13 protein-coding genes and 1 pseudogene are annotated in these 17190 nt (G+C 45.9%); 3 read left to right on the forward strand and 11 right to left on the reverse strand.

The features are described 5' to 3' along the window. The first annotated feature begins 30 nt into the window (after nucleotides 1–30). Both H6G45_RS15985 and H6G45_RS15990 read left to right on the forward strand, forming a co-directional pair. On the forward strand, nucleotides 31–1101 hold the full coding sequence (locus H6G45_RS15985; RefSeq protein ID WP_190599386.1) for a hypothetical protein: 1071 nt from the start codon (nucleotides 31–33) through the stop codon (nucleotides 1099–1101). Nucleotides 1102–1137: 36 nt separating this feature from the next. Continuing rightward, the gene (locus H6G45_RS15990; protein WP_190599387.1) at nucleotides 1138–2172 is read left to right on the forward strand and encodes an FUSC family protein; all 1035 of its coding nucleotides are present in this window, start codon (nucleotides 1138–1140) and stop codon (nucleotides 2170–2172) included. On the opposite strand, the gene H6G45_RS15995 is transcribed toward H6G45_RS15990, so the two are convergent. The 11 genes and pseudogenes from H6G45_RS15995 to H6G45_RS16045 form a co-directional block, all read right to left on the reverse strand. Continuing rightward, a complete protein-coding gene (locus H6G45_RS15995) occupies nucleotides 2169–2327 on the reverse strand; it encodes a hypothetical protein (RefSeq protein ID WP_190599388.1) in 159 nt (52 codons plus the stop codon). The two genes, H6G45_RS15990 and H6G45_RS15995, sit on opposite strands and share 4 nt — an antisense overlap. Before the next feature lie 96 nt (nucleotides 2328–2423). Beyond that, nucleotides 2424–3968: an NHLP bacteriocin system secretion protein gene (locus tag H6G45_RS16000; RefSeq protein WP_190599389.1), complete on the reverse strand. Its 1545-nt coding sequence runs from the start codon at nucleotides 3966–3968 to the stop codon at nucleotides 2424–2426. 37 nt (nucleotides 3969–4005) lie between these two features. Beyond that, the gene (locus tag H6G45_RS16005) at nucleotides 4006–5943 is read right to left on the reverse strand and encodes a mechanosensitive ion channel family protein (RefSeq protein ID WP_190599390.1); all 1938 of its coding nucleotides are present in this window, start codon (nucleotides 5941–5943) and stop codon (nucleotides 4006–4008) included. Nucleotides 5944–5979: 36 nt separating this feature from the next. Next, the gene (locus H6G45_RS16010; protein WP_199309813.1) at nucleotides 5980–7581 is read right to left on the reverse strand and encodes an alpha/beta hydrolase; all 1602 of its coding nucleotides are present in this window, start codon (nucleotides 7579–7581) and stop codon (nucleotides 5980–5982) included. A 132-nt stretch (nucleotides 7582–7713) separates the two neighbouring features. Then, complete coding sequence (locus H6G45_RS16015; RefSeq protein ID WP_190599392.1) at nucleotides 7714–8943, reverse strand: cation:proton antiporter; 1230 nt, start codon at nucleotides 8941–8943, stop codon at nucleotides 7714–7716. Between the two features lie 40 nt (nucleotides 8944–8983). Then, a complete protein-coding gene (locus H6G45_RS16020) occupies nucleotides 8984–10702 on the reverse strand; it encodes a SulP family inorganic anion transporter (protein WP_190599393.1) in 1719 nt (572 codons plus the stop codon). A gap of 66 nt (nucleotides 10703–10768) precedes the next feature. Continuing rightward, nucleotides 10769–11638 (reverse strand): polyphosphate kinase 2 family protein, encoded by an 870-nt coding sequence (locus tag H6G45_RS16025; protein WP_190599394.1) that lies wholly within the window; start codon nucleotides 11636–11638, stop codon nucleotides 10769–10771. A gap of 82 nt (nucleotides 11639–11720) precedes the next feature. Next, nucleotides 11721–12602, reverse strand: a pseudogene (locus H6G45_RS16030) (WD40 repeat domain-containing protein); the annotation flags it as partial. A gap of 289 nt (nucleotides 12603–12891) precedes the next feature. After that, entirely contained in the window at nucleotides 12892–14556 is a 1665-nt protein-coding gene (locus H6G45_RS16035; protein WP_190599396.1) for an amidohydrolase family protein, read from the reverse strand. Next, nucleotides 14556–14741 (reverse strand): hypothetical protein, encoded by a 186-nt coding sequence (locus tag H6G45_RS16040; protein WP_190599397.1) that lies wholly within the window; start codon nucleotides 14739–14741, stop codon nucleotides 14556–14558. Before H6G45_RS16040 ends, H6G45_RS16035 begins: the two co-directional genes overlap by 1 nt. 256 nt (nucleotides 14742–14997) lie before the next feature. Beyond that, the gene (locus H6G45_RS16045; RefSeq protein WP_190599398.1) at nucleotides 14998–15252 is read right to left on the reverse strand and encodes a hypothetical protein; all 255 of its coding nucleotides are present in this window, start codon (nucleotides 15250–15252) and stop codon (nucleotides 14998–15000) included. A 297-nt stretch (nucleotides 15253–15549) separates the two neighbouring features. Between H6G45_RS16045 and H6G45_RS16050 the strand changes: the two genes are divergently transcribed. After that, complete coding sequence (locus H6G45_RS16050) at nucleotides 15550–16509, forward strand: helix-turn-helix domain-containing protein (protein WP_190599399.1); 960 nt, start codon at nucleotides 15550–15552, stop codon at nucleotides 16507–16509. Nucleotides 16510–17190 lie beyond the last annotated feature (681 nt).

The raw sequence follows: 17190 nt of genomic DNA on the forward strand, positions 1-17190 counted from the left end.
TTCATTCCTGACCCGATTAATGTCTTGCTTATGATTCCCCAACCGTTGCAATTAGCTATTAAAGCCGCTTTTGGGGGATCTTTCGCTTGGGTTGTTTGCCAAAGCTTGGATTTCACTCCTAAGTTAGCTCCCTTAATGGGCTGTGTTTTTGCGGTCTTTAATCTGGGGGTGAGTTGGTCTGCCCTAACTCAATTAACGCTGATGTCGGTGGGGGTTTATATCCTGGGAGCCCTGGGGGCGGTTCTGTGGGGAAATAATTACCTGACTATTTTTTTATTTATTTTGATCAGTGGTTATTTTTGGCAATACCTGCAAATCCGAGGGGTAATTGGTGCATTTTTTGGCTTGGCGATTAAATTTCCTGTGGTGATTATCCATGCAAATGTAGCTGATCCGATAACCTTTGCCTTTAATTTATTTTCGGATCAAATGATTGGCATGGCGGTGGGAATTACCATCAATCAATTATTTTGGCCGTCGGCTAATCGTCAGGGGTTAGAGCAGCAAGTCAAACAGTTTTTTAACAGTAGCCAACAATTAATGGCATTGGTATTGGAGGGCTATCTTGCCCAAAATTTGGATCGGGAAACAACCCAAATGCTCCAAGATGGCTTACAGAAAAGTTTACAAACCAGTCAGAAATTGTTAAAAGTCGGCACATATGATATTACCGGCCAACAGTTGGGCAAAACCACTGATTGGATGGCTGTGGTCAATACCCAACAAACCCTTTATCTACATCTATCGGCAATTTTGCGTTTGGTTCAATCTAGTCAAGGGGTTGCGTTGCCAGCGGAGATGAGAACAGATTTAAAACTGTTGTCTGAGCAGTTTGTGATGGCTTTTTCGGCAATGGGCAAAGTGATGCTTATACCCCAGAGCCATTGGGATTTATCCACACTGAACGCTGGGCGTGAACAGCTAGAAGCCGATTTTTTGACAGCCAGAAATGCCCATCAACTGACGAATCTACCCTTATCTGAATTAATTGTTTTTTATGGATTGCTCCATCGCTTAGAGAAGATTTGTCAGGAAATGAATGCTTGGGCAACTCCCGACAATAAACCATCGATACCGTTATTAATGGCGTCGTCTCGTTAGATAGCATGATTTATCCAGCATTGTGAATTTTAGAAAATGTTTAATTGGTATTTATTACAATTGTCTGTCCTGTCCGCGTTGGTCTATGCCATTGCCGATGCCTGGGGATTGTTGCTGACCCACTATCTTTTATTTGGCTTTTGGGTGGCCTACAGTCCGACGGTGGGGGAATCCCTGAAACAAAGTATTGCACGGTTGGGGGGGATTGCCGGTGGCGGGTTGATTGGGATGATTTTTATGGTGTGTTGGGATGAAAGCAGTCTAGTGGTTGCCATCGGGTTATTTACAACGGTTCTCTTTTATTACGCCATTGGTAAGACTCAATTTCTTTCCCAGGCAATGGTTAGTTTTTGTATGGTGTCCATTGGGCATTATGGGGATGGACTGGATCGGTATTATTGGGAACGCTTTTCCTATAACAGTTGCGGGGTGTTAATCGGCGTGATGGCCAGCCGTTTACTGCCACCGCCCCCGGCGACGGTTCAGCTTTGGCAGGGAATGGGGATGACCTTGACGGCGATCGCCGCGTGGTATCGACAATTATGGACGGATTATGGTGCTACAACTCAACTAGACAAAACCGTTCGCCAGATTAAACGCTTATTGACTAACAACGGGAAATTACTGGATTCTGCCCAGTTGGAATTGTCCCAGGGCATGGGCAACGAGGCGGCCCTACAACGTCAGCAGAGTTGTCATCGCATGATTCAGGCGTTAATGCTTGATGTCCAAGATTTAGAAGGATTAATAGTACACAGTAGTGACACGCCCCTTGTCCAAATGCTCTGGCCCGAAATTTCGGATCTTATGCAGACTACCTATCAAGTTTGTGGAGAATTGGGGCAAATTTCCAGCTCAACTGAGATCGAGAGGGATACCCTCAAAAAGGCTTTGGCAAACTTATCCGCATCACTAACCAATCTAGACCACCGCTTGACAACGTTACGAGGTACTGGGGCAACCTTTCAACATGACCTCGCCAGTGTGGTGCAAGTCAGTGTTTTTTTGGATGATCTCAAGGAAATTGCCCACAAGCTAATTTTGCTGCACGACAATATTGTGCAAACCTAAGCATTCAGTGAGCGTTCTAGTCCATAAATTAATACCAAAACAAAGAGCACTAGCCAAAACCAGAGACGGGGCGGTTCACTAAATAGGATGATCACAAAGAAGGCGGCCCCTGACCAAACCCACCATTTCAACCACCAAGTCCACCATCTATCCATTGCAATTCCTTGTACTTTCTAATTTGTTGTTGAGTGTTGTTGAGCGTATGGGATTTCACGACAAACGACCTAAGCACAGACGCTAGGGTAGAGCAATTATCGATGATAAATGCCAGTGATCCAACGCAGCAGGGGGGTGACGTAATCAATCGGCGATCGCTCCTCGATGGTGACCCGTGCTTCTCCGATGGAGCCTTCTGGGATTTTTTCTGGGGGCGGGTTGCCACTCACCCATTGATAGCCGGTAATGTTATCGGCATCGCGTTTCAGTTGGATTTCTACTTGTACGACGGGTAGATTTTCGGCTTCACCTGGATCGGGGGCCGAATAGGGCACAGGATTGGTCATTAATGCTTCTGCCAGTTCTGGATTGCCGACGAGGCTAGTGACTTCATCGGGGGTCATCGTTTCCTGGGAAACATCGGTTATCGTACCAACAATGCCGCCAAAGCGTTCTCTGGTGCCGCCAAAACGTCTTTCAGTCAATCGATTGGGAGTTACTTCCACAGTCATCCCCACATCGAGGCGATCGGCATTCTCCGGCGTAAAAAATGCTAGGGCCACTGGTTGAGTTTCCTGCTTTTGAGCAACTTGCACTGTGCCCAAGCTGGTTCCGGGTTGGACATATTGACCCAGATTAACGGCAATACTGGAAATCTCGCCATTGTATTCACTGACTATTTGGCTAGTGGTGGCCAATTTGACCCGAATATTAGCAATTTCTCGTTTGAGGTTGTCAATGGTATTGCGTCTTTTTGTATCTGATTCAAGATCGTCTAGGGAAATTTCAGATTTTTGCGCCCCTAAATTTTCCAGTTGGGCCACAAGGTTCGTATTCTGGGCCGCAAGACTCTTATTCTGAGCCATTAACTGTTCCCCTTTGGCCGTTAAATCCTCCAATTTTGCCAACAGTTGGGTTTTTTCATTGAGATTTTTTTGTAAAACATCTTCCGCTTGAATCCGACTAGGATCTAACGGGGCCACCGCACCTTCGGCGACGAGGGTATTGTAGGCCTCGAAGCGGGCGGCAATGAGTTTATCGATTTCATCAATTTGTTGGAGGCGTTGCCGATAAGTATTGCGCTGACGGTCAATAGCAATCTGTTCTTGTTGGTTGGATTTAATTTGTTGTTGATTGGCTTGAATTTGTACGGGAATTGCTCCGGCTTGGGTACCGATACTACCGACTTTCAGTTGGGATCGTTGTTGCTCGATCGCCGAAATCGCCAAGTTTTCCGCTTCATATTCCGCCTGTTGTTGTTGCTTTGTTAATAATTCCTCCCGAATTTCCGAGGCTTCGATGATGGCCAACACTTGACCCTTAGTAACCCGATCGCCAGGCTGCACCTCCAGGGCAACAATGCGGCCACTACTGCGGGCCTGAAAATCCACCTTGGAACGGGGGATGAGAATAATCGATTGGCCGACGATTTTAACGGGAATTTGGGCGATAAATCCCCACCCCACAAAAGCGGCCGCAAGCACCAGAACAGGCAGGGCGCGAACAAGGGCAGAGGATTTTCGGCTCTTTTGAGACACGTTTCCAGGGGTGCCCGCTGGCTTTTCCAGATTATTTCCTGGAGGAGAAACTGGGGAAACAGATTCCTGCTGTTTTTGGTCAGATTCCATATTTTGAGTCATGGTTGTTGAGCAAAATTTGATGGGGCCCCTATTTAATTCAGGCGGCGGCGATCGCCCTTGCATCTTGCTCTAAATAGAGGCGATGTTTGGGGATACCAATATCAATATCAGCATTATCAAAGGCAAACTTGAGCCGATAACGCAACTGACGCGCCACCATCCACTGTTGTAGTGGTTGGGTTTTGATAATTAATCGAATCAAGATTCCTGTATTAGCTAAATTGTCAATACCTAAAATTTCAGGGGGCTCTAAAATGAGTTCCTGCCACTCTGGATCTTGGGCTAATGTCTGTGCAACATCGTTAATGACAGTCATAACGACATCGAGGTCAGCATCATAACTCACTTCCACTGCATAATTGACCCGAGACCAATCACTCGATAAATTTTTAATAATTCCAATTTGTCCATTGGGAATTGTAATTAACTCCCCATCTAGATTGCGTAGTTGGGTAATCCGTAAAGATAGAGTTTCCACCGCTCCCGCATAGTTTTCCACCATAATCACATCCCCAATGGCATACTGGTCTTCCCACAAAATCAATAAGCCGGCGATTATATCTTTTAAAAGACTTTGGGAGGCCAGGGAAACTGCAAAACTAACGACCCCCAGCATCACCGTTATCGTTTGAGTAAATGCCCCTAGCTCATGAATATGATAAGCAATAAAAGCCCCAACACAAAACGCCAAAAAAGCCCGCAACCAACTTTTAAAGGCCGTCGCTAGCGTTGGAATCCTTAAATGGCGACGGTTAGTTCGGCTCTGACTACTCCAAGAATTGGCGAAGTAATCACATCCCGCATCTCCTACTTTTAAGGTGACTCGGATCAGAAAGAAGATTAAAAAAAGCCACAGGGGAAAACCCAGGTTGGCATCGCGTCCAAAGCTTAATAACCAGTCTAAGGGAGGGAACGTTATGTTTAAACTGCTGAAGGACTGGATATCAGAACCCCGTATAGAAATACCAATTATCCAGTTACTGAGCGGCCGTGTCCAATAGAACAAACTGAAGAGATATCCAATGCCTAAGACCCACAACAGTCCTTGACCCCAAAATGAGAGCGTCCGATAGAGTGCGTTGAAGCTAATTTTTTGGGCCACTTTGAAGTTCAATTGTAGCCTGCGGGAAAAGTCATAGGACTGTTCAACGGGGCTGTCAGGTAATGGTTCATCTAATAAGTTATCTTGAAGTCGATACAACTTATTTTGGTAGATATGAGACCGATGACGTAAAACTTTTTGTAGCCATAAAATCACCAAACTAACCGCAACAAGACTGATTAATGTCCAAATTGATTTCCATAGTTGTTGCTTTAAATAGGGGATTTGCCGTTGTTGCCATGCCTTTAACAGTTCCCTTTGGGTGAGTTGTGCTGCCCGTTCTGCAATCTTTATTGGCTCAGAACTATCGAAGCGTCCTCGCTCAATATCGGAACGGGTTACGGTGTATAAAATTGAGGGCACATCTGTTTCGGGAAATCCAATGGTTACGGCATAGGAATCTTGATAGGTTGCAACGTTAATTTTGAGGTTTTTTAATAACTCTTTTTTCTGTTCTTCTTCCGTTAGAATTCCCTGCTTCGTCATAAATCTTGTATATTGGGCCATGTTGTCCAATATTTTTTGCAGCTTATTGTGGATTAAATAAGCACGTTCCGCAGCAATATGACGTCGGAAATTTTCATTAGAATTATTGTTTTGATCCTGTGAGTAGGTAATGGAAGCTGAAGAGGTGACAGTGCCAATAATTCGCCCATCTAAAAATACCGGTGCTAAATAGAGATTGCCCGATTCAAAAATAGGAATGGAAGCAGAGTTGGTGACTTGTTTTTCCGTAAAGCCAATACCAGGAATCATCTGAGCGATCGCCGTTGATGATGTGCCTAATAACAGACAAAAAGAGAGCAACACCGTCAGTCCAACCAAAAGATATCGGCGGCGAGGGGAGGGAGAGAAGAGAGTCCAGTGGGTCACAGTCTTACATAAGGGGCTAAGGGATTAGGGTCAACGTTATTCAATGCCATGTTCACGTTTAAATTCACTGACCGCCTGAATGAGTTCAGCCGCAGATTTCTGGGTGATTAGATAAGCTTTGAATTCTTCTCCCTCACTAAGGTAGGCGGCATGGGCCGGGTCAAGGTAAGGAAGAAAGTCGGGTTTTTGCGCGAGGTAAACTTCAAAAAAAGCAATTATTTCGGCACGGCCATAGCGGCTAATCAGTTGGGGACTCGGCAGTTTTACTTTAGGAATCATGGCCATTAATTTACTCATGCCCCCATCTAACTTGGAAAGATCTATATGAGTTTGACCTTCTTCAAGAAATAAATATCGATGGGGAGTTGTCAACCAAGGAAAGGAACGAATTTGTTCAAAAATAAAAGGAGTTGCTGGATCATAGCTTCCGGCCCCAATGGCGATCGGAATTTGTATTTTTCCCATTCCTTCCTGTCCAAAAATACTTGCATTGACTGGGTTCGCGGCGATAACGGCTTTAACCCGTTCATCTCGAAAATCTTGGCTTTGACGTTCTAAATTTAGGGCACGACATTCTAGCAGTAAGGCAGTGTTGAGGCGACTTAAATCTTTGTTGCAATCCTGTTCTAGCTGCTGAAAATTAGGAGCAGGAGTCGCCCCCGCTAACGCTAAAACAGTATACCCTCCATAGGAATGGCCATAAAGTCCAACATTTTCCAGGTCTAGTTTGCCGTCAAACTCTGTTTGATTGCGCTTTTCTAATTCATCTAAGGTAAAACTAATATCCAATGGACGGTTGATAAATTCATTAACATCAGAAACATCGGCATAATAACCTTGTTCAAATTCATTTTTATAGGTTTCATCGCTACCGGGATGTTGGGGAGCAATGACAAAGAAACCATAACTGGCTAGATGGCGCGCTTTATCCTGGAAATATTCTGGATTGGAGCTTAACCCGTGGGAAATGACGACAACTGGTGTTTTCGGCTGACGCCATTGATTGGGCTGATACACTAGGGCATAAAATTTTCGATTGCGGTTCTTGTCCTCGAGCATCCATTTTTGCTCTGTAAAGGTGAACTTGCCCGGTGTGGTTAAATCAGGAAGCTGGCTGTAATCAATGGGGGGAGATTGTTGAGCCTCTTTGGCTGAAAGTTCTGCGACTTTATCAACAAATATTTCAGTGCCTTTAACAACAATATCAATATTTTGTGCAAATTTAAGGGACTGTCTAATGTCAATTTGGACATCAACCGGTAAATTTTCTAGGAAATTAATCAGGGTCAGTCCATCCGGGGAAAAGGCGGCAGAAATAATTGCCCCTCGTAGGGCGATCGCCCCATTGCGCCCTCCTTGTATTTCAATAATATTCCCAAAAAAATCTAGTAATCTTTCTCCCTCATCAGTTTTTAAGAGCCGGGATAAAAGGACAGGACTAATATCAATTTGTTTGGTTAATATTTCACGAAATTGCTGCTGCTCGGTTTCATTAATATTTAACAGACCAAAGTAAAATCCTAAGTTGTTATCAATGGTTCCATCAGCAACAAACTTTTCTAGCGATGTAATCTTTAAGCTTTCTTGGATGGAGTCATAGACAAAATCGATGGTTTCCGCAGCTTGAGCCTTTGGCATTAAGGAAGCTGGACTGGTGATCCCCAAAAAACAAAGCGTGCAGATAGAAATAAAGTAGTGTTGATTAATTCGCTTTAATGTAAACATAACTAATAAATAGAACTGGTCTTGAGGCGATCGCCTTCTTATCAACTAATGACTGGGGTTCTTGACTTGATGGTGAGACCACCAACGACCGTAGCGGTTAGCCAGGGGCGTAGCACTCAGACCATGGGCAATAACACTAAAAATAATCGTCAGGGATACAACCACGGCAATCTCTCTACTGTAGGGTAGGCGAGCGTCCAAAACCATTACCGCAAACACAATGCTCGCTAGTCCCCGGGGGCCAAACCACCCAGCAAATAAGACGGTGTATAGATTTTGTTTCAGTCCGAACAAGGCGATCGCCACCGGCACCATCCGCACAAGGGTCAAACTGAGCAACCCATAAACCACTGCTTGCCAAGTGATTTGAGCAAAAACCAACACCACAATGGAAGAGCCAAATGCCACCCAGGTAATCAACGACAGAGCATCACCAGCCCCCTCCGCCGCAATCAACAAAGGCTCCCGTTGTTGGCGATTAAGTCCACCAAACATTAAGCCGCCGACAAAACAGGCAATAAACCCACTGCCCCCTAATTGCTGGGAGGTTGCAAAACAGGCTACGGCAAGGGCGATGGGTAATACCGGTTGCCAATCCGGAGCCGCCCAGTTCTTTTTCAGGAAAAAATGTCTCATTTGGGTGGCAATAAAGGCAAAGCTGACACCAATTAAAACCCCGATCCCAATCTGTTGGAGAAATAGACTAACCAATAATGACGTGGGACTACCTTGAATTTGCTGACTGTCGGCGATCGCCAAGAGGGACAACAACAACGGCACACAAATGCCATCATTTAAGCCACTTTCCACATTTAGATCCTCCCGAATGTTGTCTGGCACTTGGGTGTTACTCACCACCGCTTTCCCTAACGCGGCATCCGTCGGCGCTAACATGACCGCTAGCAAAGCTGCCTCCACCCAACTAAATTGGGGAAATAATAGGGAACTGATCCCAAACCCCAAGGCGATCGTTAACGGCAAACCAATGGCCAATAATCGCCACGGCAAGCGCAGACTATTTTTCAACACTGGCAAATTTGCATTGGCCGCATCGGTAAACAAAATTAACGCCAACGTCAGTTCAACAATGGTTTCCAGATTTTCCGAGGTCACATTGAAATGTAGCCACCCTAGTCCATCGTCTCCCAACAAAAAACCGGCCATGACGAATACCATTGCATCGGAAATCCATGTGCGACCAATGGCTTTAGCAATGAGACTATAAAAAACAATAAATACGGCAATAATTGCCCAATCAGCGTAGCTTTGAAACATTGTGTGAACTACCCAATAATATTTATGTCTTTAGTGAAAATTAAATTCCATTGTTACTGTTTTGGGTTGTAAATGCCATGACTCCATCTGTAATGCGATCATGAAAGTTTTCAAGGCCAATTTGTTGCTCCAATTTAACAGTGGACATTGTATTTCTTACAGGATCCCGCAGCCTTGACCAGGCTAAAACAATCCCCTGGTTAGCTAGCTCTAGTTGTAATTTGGCAATCATTTCCAACGCAGTGGTATCAACCAAAGTGATACTTTCTGCGTCGATGAGCACGGTTTTAACTGGACTCTGGGCAGAATGAATTGCATTTTTTACGGAGGCACGAAAGTAATTAGCATTAGGAAAAATTAGGCTACTGTTAAACCGAAAAATTAATAACCCTGGCAGTGTTTTGGCCTCTGGGTGTAGGGCGATATTGCGATACATTTCGGAGTTTGGTATTTTCCCTAAAATTGCAACTCCCGGATGACTGGCACGATGGATTAATAGTAATAAGGAAGCAATTACTCCCACAGCAATACCATGTAAGACACTCAAAAAGAGCACACATAAAAAGGCCAAAACTGCCACATAAAACTCAACCGGGCTGACTTTTTTTAACTGCTTGAAGTATTTCCAGTTTGCTAGCCCTAGCATCGCTTCAATCACGATCGCCGCCAAAGTTGCATGGCATAGGTTACTAAACAATGGCATTAGGAACAGTAGGGTTAAAATTACCAAAATCCCCATAACCATGGCGGTAATCTGGGTTTTGGCCCCAGCGGCGATCGCCACCGATGTTTTGGATAAACTACCCACCACTAAAAAGCCGGAGCTAAGGCCAGAAAGTAAGTTGGCGGGGCCAAGGCTGATTAACTCCTGGTTGGGATCAATTTCTTCACCTGTTTTGACTGCTGCGGCACTGGCCGCCCCCAGGGATTCGGCATAGCCCAAAAGCACGATCGCCAATGCTCCCCCGGTAATCCCCTGCAACTGATCGATGGTTACTTGGGGGATTCCCAACGGTGGTAGGCCAGCGTCAATGGAACCGATTAGATCCAACCCCCGGCCTTCTAACCCCAACACCGTTACCACCAAAATCGATACCAGGGCCACTGTAAATGCGGAAGGGAGGCGGGGAAAATAACGCTTTAGCCCAAATAAAACCCCCAAACTGCCCACCCCCATGGCCACAGTGGTGAGATCCGCTTGGGGCAGTTCCTGGATAATTGCGGCCAACTTTTGCCAAAAATTTCCCGTTCCCCCTTCGATGCGAAATAGCTTGGGAACTTGGCCAATGATGGTAATCCAGACCAAACCCTGGATAAATCCCTTCATCACTGGGACTGGGATAAAATTAGCCACCCAGCCCATTTTGAAAATACCAAACAGCAGGAAGAATGCCCCCACCAACATAGCCATAGCTGACGTTAACGCTAGGTACTCCCCAGAACCTTGGCTGGCGATCGCCGCTATTGTGACACTTGAGACTAAAGCGGTGGCTGAATCGGGGCCCACAATCATGGTGCGGGAAGTGCCCATCAACCCATAGGCAAATAGGGGAAAAGGCACTGTGTAGAGACCGATGAGAGGCGGAACACCAGCAATGCCGGCATAGGCCATGGCTTCCGGTACCATCACCGCCCACACCGTTAAACCGGCGATCAAATCCCGACTCAACCAGGCCGCCTGATAGTGGGGCAGCCAGTCCAACGCAGGAAAATATCGTTTAATTCGGTCTGGAAAGGCAAATTTTGCAGAATAGTTCAAAATAGTTAGAGTTATCGAAAAAGTCCATCAGCAAGCTTTCAGGCCATCAACCACATTGGCCCTAACTCAATCCTTCTCCGCCTCTAAAAGGGATTTCACTTCCTGCAAAGCGGCCTTTTGGCGATCGTCAACCACCGGATACTGTAAATCCAGGGATTCTAACCGAGAACAGATGATATCAGCCACGGCCAAGCGCATATACCACTTGTTATCCGCTGGGATGACATACCAAGGTGCTTTCTCTGTGCTGGTATGGGTCAACATATCTTCAAAAGCCAACTGGTAATCTTGCCAATACTGTCGCTCTTTCGCATCATTGGGAGATAACTTCCAATTTTTTTCTGGCACTTCAATGCGTTCAAGGAATCTTTTCTTTTGTTCTTCTTTAGATACATTTAAGAAAAATTTGATGACGATGATGCCATTGTCAACAAGGTACTCTTCAAAATTATTAATTTCTTTGAAACGCCTTTGCCAAATGTCTTTACCTTTACTTGACGGTGGAAGTCGTTGTTTTTCTAAAAATTCTGGATGAACCCGCACCGCAATCACGTCTTCGTAATAGGAGCGATTAAAAATACCAATGCGTCCCCGCTCGGGTAAACACTTAAAACAGCGCCAAAGATAATCATGATCTAACTCTTCTGCTGACGGTGATTTGAAGTTAAATACCTGGCAACCCTGGGGATTTACGCCACTCATCACATGCTTAATGGTGCCATCTTTCCCGGCCGCATCCATGGCCTGAAAAACTAGCAATACACCATAGGTGTCCTGGGCATAAAGCTTTGCTTGAAAATCTTTGAGGCGCTCCACATCAGAGGCGAGTTTTTCCTCTGCATCTTTTTTGTTTTTATACTTGCCAGTGAAAGCTGGATCGTATTCTTTTAACTTAATTTTGGTATCCGACGGCGCAATTAAGGGCGAATTTTTCATGATGTTAGTTTTCCACAGCTAGATTAAATTGGTCAGCAACTTGAACCCATCAAAAGGTTAACCAAGAGAGCGAATTTTGCAACTATTCGACTCGCCAAATTTTGACGATTTTATCCTCAGCACCACTGTACAGAGTATCTCCATCGGGGCTAAAGGCAAGGGAAAGAACCCAACCTTGATGACCCTGCAAGGTGGTGATTAATTTACCTGTGTTAACGTCAAAAAGCATGATGCTTCCTTCTTTATTGGCAGTGGCCACTAGTTGACTATCAGGGGAAACAGCAATGGTATTAATTTCTAAGCTTGGGCCTTTCGTGGAATGAACTTCTTGACCGTTGGGTAAATCCCAAATTTTGACAAAGTTGCGGACAGCGGCCACTAAGTTGGCACCGTTGGGAGTCACCGCTAAACCATTAACAAAACCAGGTTGTTTTTCTGTCGTTTTCAGTAATTCATAGGTTTGGCCATCCCAAAATTTAATTGTGCGATCATCGCCGATCGCCCCGGTGATGAATTGACTACCATCGGGGGTAAACACAACGCTGGTGGTCGGGCCAATATTGTCCCCTAATGTTTGCAACAAGTCCCCAGACTCCACATCCCAAATCCGAATGGTGCGATCGCCACCACTGACACTGACTAAAATTTTTCCATCGGGACTAAAGGCAACACCACTAACTTTGTTGGTGTGACCACTGAGGAATTTGATCCTTGTTCCATCGGAGACTCGCCGTATCTCTACATTATTTTCAGCGGCGATCGCCATCAATTGTCCACTTTCACTAATTGCAATATCAGAAAAGTCGTTGACTTTACTCCTTTGAGTGTAAACTACCTTTTGTTTTTCTATATCTATCAAATTAACCGTGTTATCCCCGGTGCCAACAATTAAATATTTGCCATTGGGAGTAACATTCAACGCCGTAATAATGCCATTAAAACCCGCTAAATCCTGAACCGTCATTCCGGTCGGAGATTGAGCTAAATCAACTGTTTCTAGATGAGAGTTAATCGAATTACCTGTTCTAAATTCACCAGCAATGACAGGCGCGAGGCTTCCCCCCAGGAATAATGCAGTGGAGACGGTAAGTAAAAAATACGATTTAAACAAAGTATTAAACTCCTAAAGATGATTGAAATTAATTTAAGAACATTAATAGGGAAGATTGTAATCGATTTAACAGTTTAATCATTATGAAGGGGAAGAATAAAAAACGGACAACTAGATCCAAAGAGTCTGAGAAGACCCAAAACTAGTAATTCAACACGTCCTTATCTAAAGCTCCAAAGCCAGTGGGAGAGACCAAATACTTGTTTTGCCAGTCCTCAAGTGTTAGCGATTGGAAGCGTGGCTTCGGTGCCACAGGGAAGCGAATGGGCTGACCAGGGTTGACATCCTTCAGCACTTCTGAGTCTTTGACAACGATCGCGCCATTGACGAGTACATAGGGAATGCCCGTCGTCGGTAGAGTGCCCTGGGCATAGGTCGAGTTATCGGTGACCTTTACCGGATCAAGGACCACAATGTCGGCCACCATGCCTTCCTGCAAGCGACCCCGCTCCTGCATGGCTTCGAGTCCTGTATTACCTAGGTATTTAGCTGGGTTGTAACTTGATGCCGCTAAGATCTGCATCAGGGGAATGTTGTGTTTACGGGCCAGGCGGAAACAAGTCCCGTGGGTACCGGCCAATCGCGGGTGAGTGTTGGGAATCTTCTCATAGGGCATATCCCAAGTTGGGGCGTCGTCCCAGGCCATGGGCATCATCATGGCGTCGCTAGCGTAGATCACCCCCGGCAAGCGACACCAATCGGGAATGTCATCCGGTGGCATCTTATAGAGAACAATTTGAGTGGCTGGGGCCTTAGCTAGCACCTGCTGGTATTTTTCTAAGGTATAAAATTCTCCGGTGAGCGAGTCTTGCATGGTGTCTTCGTATTTGTGCCCCAGGGTGTCCACCCAGTTTTCCGGGCGGACAAAAGCCGCATTGATGGTGGTCATCCCGGCCGCATAGGGATAAATTTCTCCCCAAACGTTATGCCCCTGTTCACGCAGGCGCACCAGTAGTTCCTGTACCATCTGCCAGCCGGGATTGTTGTAATGATTGATCACAGCGGGGGCCCCGAGGGCAACGGCATTGGAGAGGATTTCCTGGGCACCGTTCGGTTCGGTGGTGATGGTGCCAGGGGTATAGCGCAGATGAACTGATGTCGGACGACCATAGTTAGCGCCAACCCGCTGCACTTCAAACATTTCTCGGGCAGTGGCTCCTGGGAAATAGCCCACGGTAGACGCAACGCCAAGGGCCCCCTGGCGCAAACCTTCATCAATTAGAGTGAGCATCTGGTTACCCTGCTCAAGCTCCAGCACATCATCCGACCAACCTATCCCTGCCCCGCGGGATCTCACAACTGAGTAGGGGGCATCTAGCAAGTCTTCATCTGGTAAATTCATTGTGACCTTAGAGCGGGCAAACTCATGGCCGGAGGCAGTGCCATAGTTCACCTGGCTATGATCTTGATGCATTTGATACCATTCATCCACGCGGGGGCCATACACGCCCGCTTCCAAATCCATTGCCGTAGTCACGCCATCTCGCAACGCTACTTTGTAGCCGATGGGGCGAGTCCAATGGAAGTGGGTATCAATAAAACCAGGGGCAACGATATGATTGGTGGCGTCAATGGTTTCTTGCCCAGAGATGGCATCTTCGGTGATGGTGGCGATGCGGCCATCTTTGATGCCGACATTCCGAATGTCGTCAAAATTGGTTTCTGGGTCCATCACCCTGCCATTGAGGATAACGATGTCGTAAGGGCTTTTGGCAAAGACTGGAAGCACGAACCGGCTACCGATGAGCAGCGATAGGGCAAAGGCGATCGCCATCAGTCTTCTCAATAGTCGTGACTTACGTTGCATTAGTTGGCCTCCCGTAAATCATGTTGTTTGGTCTGCCTCAGTTCTGTCTGGGCCATTACGGCGGTTAAAGCCCCAGTTCCCAACACCAGCATTTGGCGCGACAACAGCGCCGGATACGATTGGGCCAAACTATGCAGAAGGGCAGGGGTACAGCAAGGACACAGTAAAGCGTCTAAAGGCACCATTAAAGATGTTTTTAAATTGACTTAAATAAACACCCTTCATTGTCCAGTATCTAAACTTATCCGCAGATCACAAGAGTGCAACCCATTGTTAACTTTTCTTAAATGCGGTTAGGATCTGGTCATTTTGTTGCCTTTATTACTTAACACAATGTCATATTGATTCAATTGTGATAGTGAGGCCACCAACGACGATAACGGTTAGTCAGGGGGGTGGCATTCGGTCCATGGGCAACATTAAAATAATCGTCGCTTGTCCTCATTCCGAAAACTGTTCGGCGACCAGCAGCCCCGCCTGGACTTTGCTGGTGACCAACTCACGGTACATTGCTAATTCTTGGGAGAGGAGTTCGTAACTGGGCTTGGGGGTCAACGCCATAGTGCGGATAGCTGATAACTCATCCTCAGTAACGACCCCATCGGCGATCGCCGTTTCAATTAGGGTACGTAAACGGTTGAGTTCTTGGGCTTCTTCGGGGGTCAGTGGTTGGGCATTGGGGCGATCAACTTTCATGGTCAAATCTCCTAGGGATAATAGACAGCAAATTGTGCAGGGTAGTCCAAGACCACCTAGTTAGTTGATAACATGAATTCCTAGAAATAAATATTGCATTTTTGAAAACTGAACAATTAATGACGTGAAAATTGATCACTTAACTGCGATCAATATCGATTCCCCGCCGCCATTGAAATGGTTGTTTCTAACATTGAAATTCTCCCCCGCTTAAGCTTGGTGTGATTGGCAGACGCGATGCCCTCCGTGCTACGATTTGGCGGAGATTCATCCATCAAAACGATCCAAATTTCCAGTATGCGGCTGTTTAGACGGCAATTTTCAGATGGGGACGAAGCCTCGGAGTTTATGAGCACTCATCGGGATTATCACGTGCGTCCCCTCAGCCTGGCTCTCTTTCAAATAAATTTATACCAAATTGATTTAGGTGCCTTGGTACTGACTTTTGCTGAGTTACAAACGTCAATTCAAATGCGCGGAGAGCGCCGCCCAGGATTTATCAGTTTTTCGCTGCCCTTAGTAGCGGACAAGCGGTTATCCTACGTGCATCAGTGCCCTTTCGATCAGAACACCCTAGCGGGATTTGATACAACTCGCAGCGTCGATAGTTTCTGTCAACAGAATATGCAATTAGGCGAAATTCAAGTGCGGCAAGACCTTTTTGACGCAACTCGGGCCTCGATGCGACGGGATGATTTGGACGATCATTTTCTCAAGCAAGATTTAATACATCTACCAAGGACGCTCTCTGTATATCGGAGCTATATGCAAGACCTGATGCAATTGGTCAAGTGGCGATCGCCATTGCTGGAAAGACCCGATTACCATCAAATGATTATTGGCGATGTTGTGCCCCTGTTAGTTGACGCTATTCCTCGGCGAAAAACTGAATTTCGTCTTCCACCGCATCCCCGTCGGCAAGCCCAACTAGCAAACCAAGCCCGAGATTACATCGCCGCCCATCTCCAGGAGCCTCTGACCCTCAAGGATTTGTACACGACCCTTGGTGTCAGTCGTCGAACCCTGTTCTACAGCTTTGAAAGTACCTTTGGGGTAACGCCGATGGAATATATCAAGGCCCAGCGGCTCCATGGTGCTAGGCAACTGTTGAAGCAAGCAGACCCAAATGCAACCAGTGTTGTTGCTGTTGCTAATCAATGGGGATTTTGGCACTCAGGTCAGTTTGCTAAAGCCTATCAAACCATGTTTGGGGAATTGCCCTCGGAGACGCAAAAACAGCGAAAAGAGGATCGCTAACACTTTTGCTCTGCCTGGGTACAGCTATTTTAATGGGGCACACTGATACACTGATTTTGGTGCTTGGATAGCCTGGATTCCGGAGCTGGCATCACTTGAAGTCATTACCGAACAAGATCATAAGAACCAGCTATCTCATTTGCGGACTAACGGATATTTTTTTATAGCGATTTGCACAAAACCGAGGCATGCCCAATATTAGTAAAACCAAGACTTTGAAATTACCAAAGTAACCTCAAATCTATGAAAGTTGCCATAACAGTGCAATTTTTTACATCAACTTGCACTCCAATGATCTAGCAATCACTTCTTGGGTATCAACTTAAACCGAAAACGCTTCGCAAGTAAGGGCTCCACGGCTCGCTAGCCCACTCCGTAACTGGCCATGATTCTCAGAATTTTGGGACTGAGAACACCGGACAAATGTTTTTATTTTATATTGTATCCCCACTTCTTAACTAGTTCTTACGGCGGATTCTATGACGAGGTGGTACAATGAGGGACAAATATTCAGGGGAGTTCATCGAAAAGTAAAATGCCAGCTCTATCAGTTGATCTAAGAGAAAGGATAGTCAAGACCTATGAAGGTGGTGGAACCTCAATTAGAAAAGTAGCAGAGCAGTTTCAAGTAAGCAAAACGACCGTTCAGGATTTGCTTAAATTGAAACGAGAAACGGGACA

The sequence above is a fragment of the Synechocystis sp. FACHB-383 genome, from assembly GCF_014698605.1.
In the GTDB taxonomy this organism is placed as follows: domain Bacteria; phylum Cyanobacteriota; class Cyanobacteriia; order Cyanobacteriales; family Microcystaceae; genus Synechocystis; species Synechocystis salina.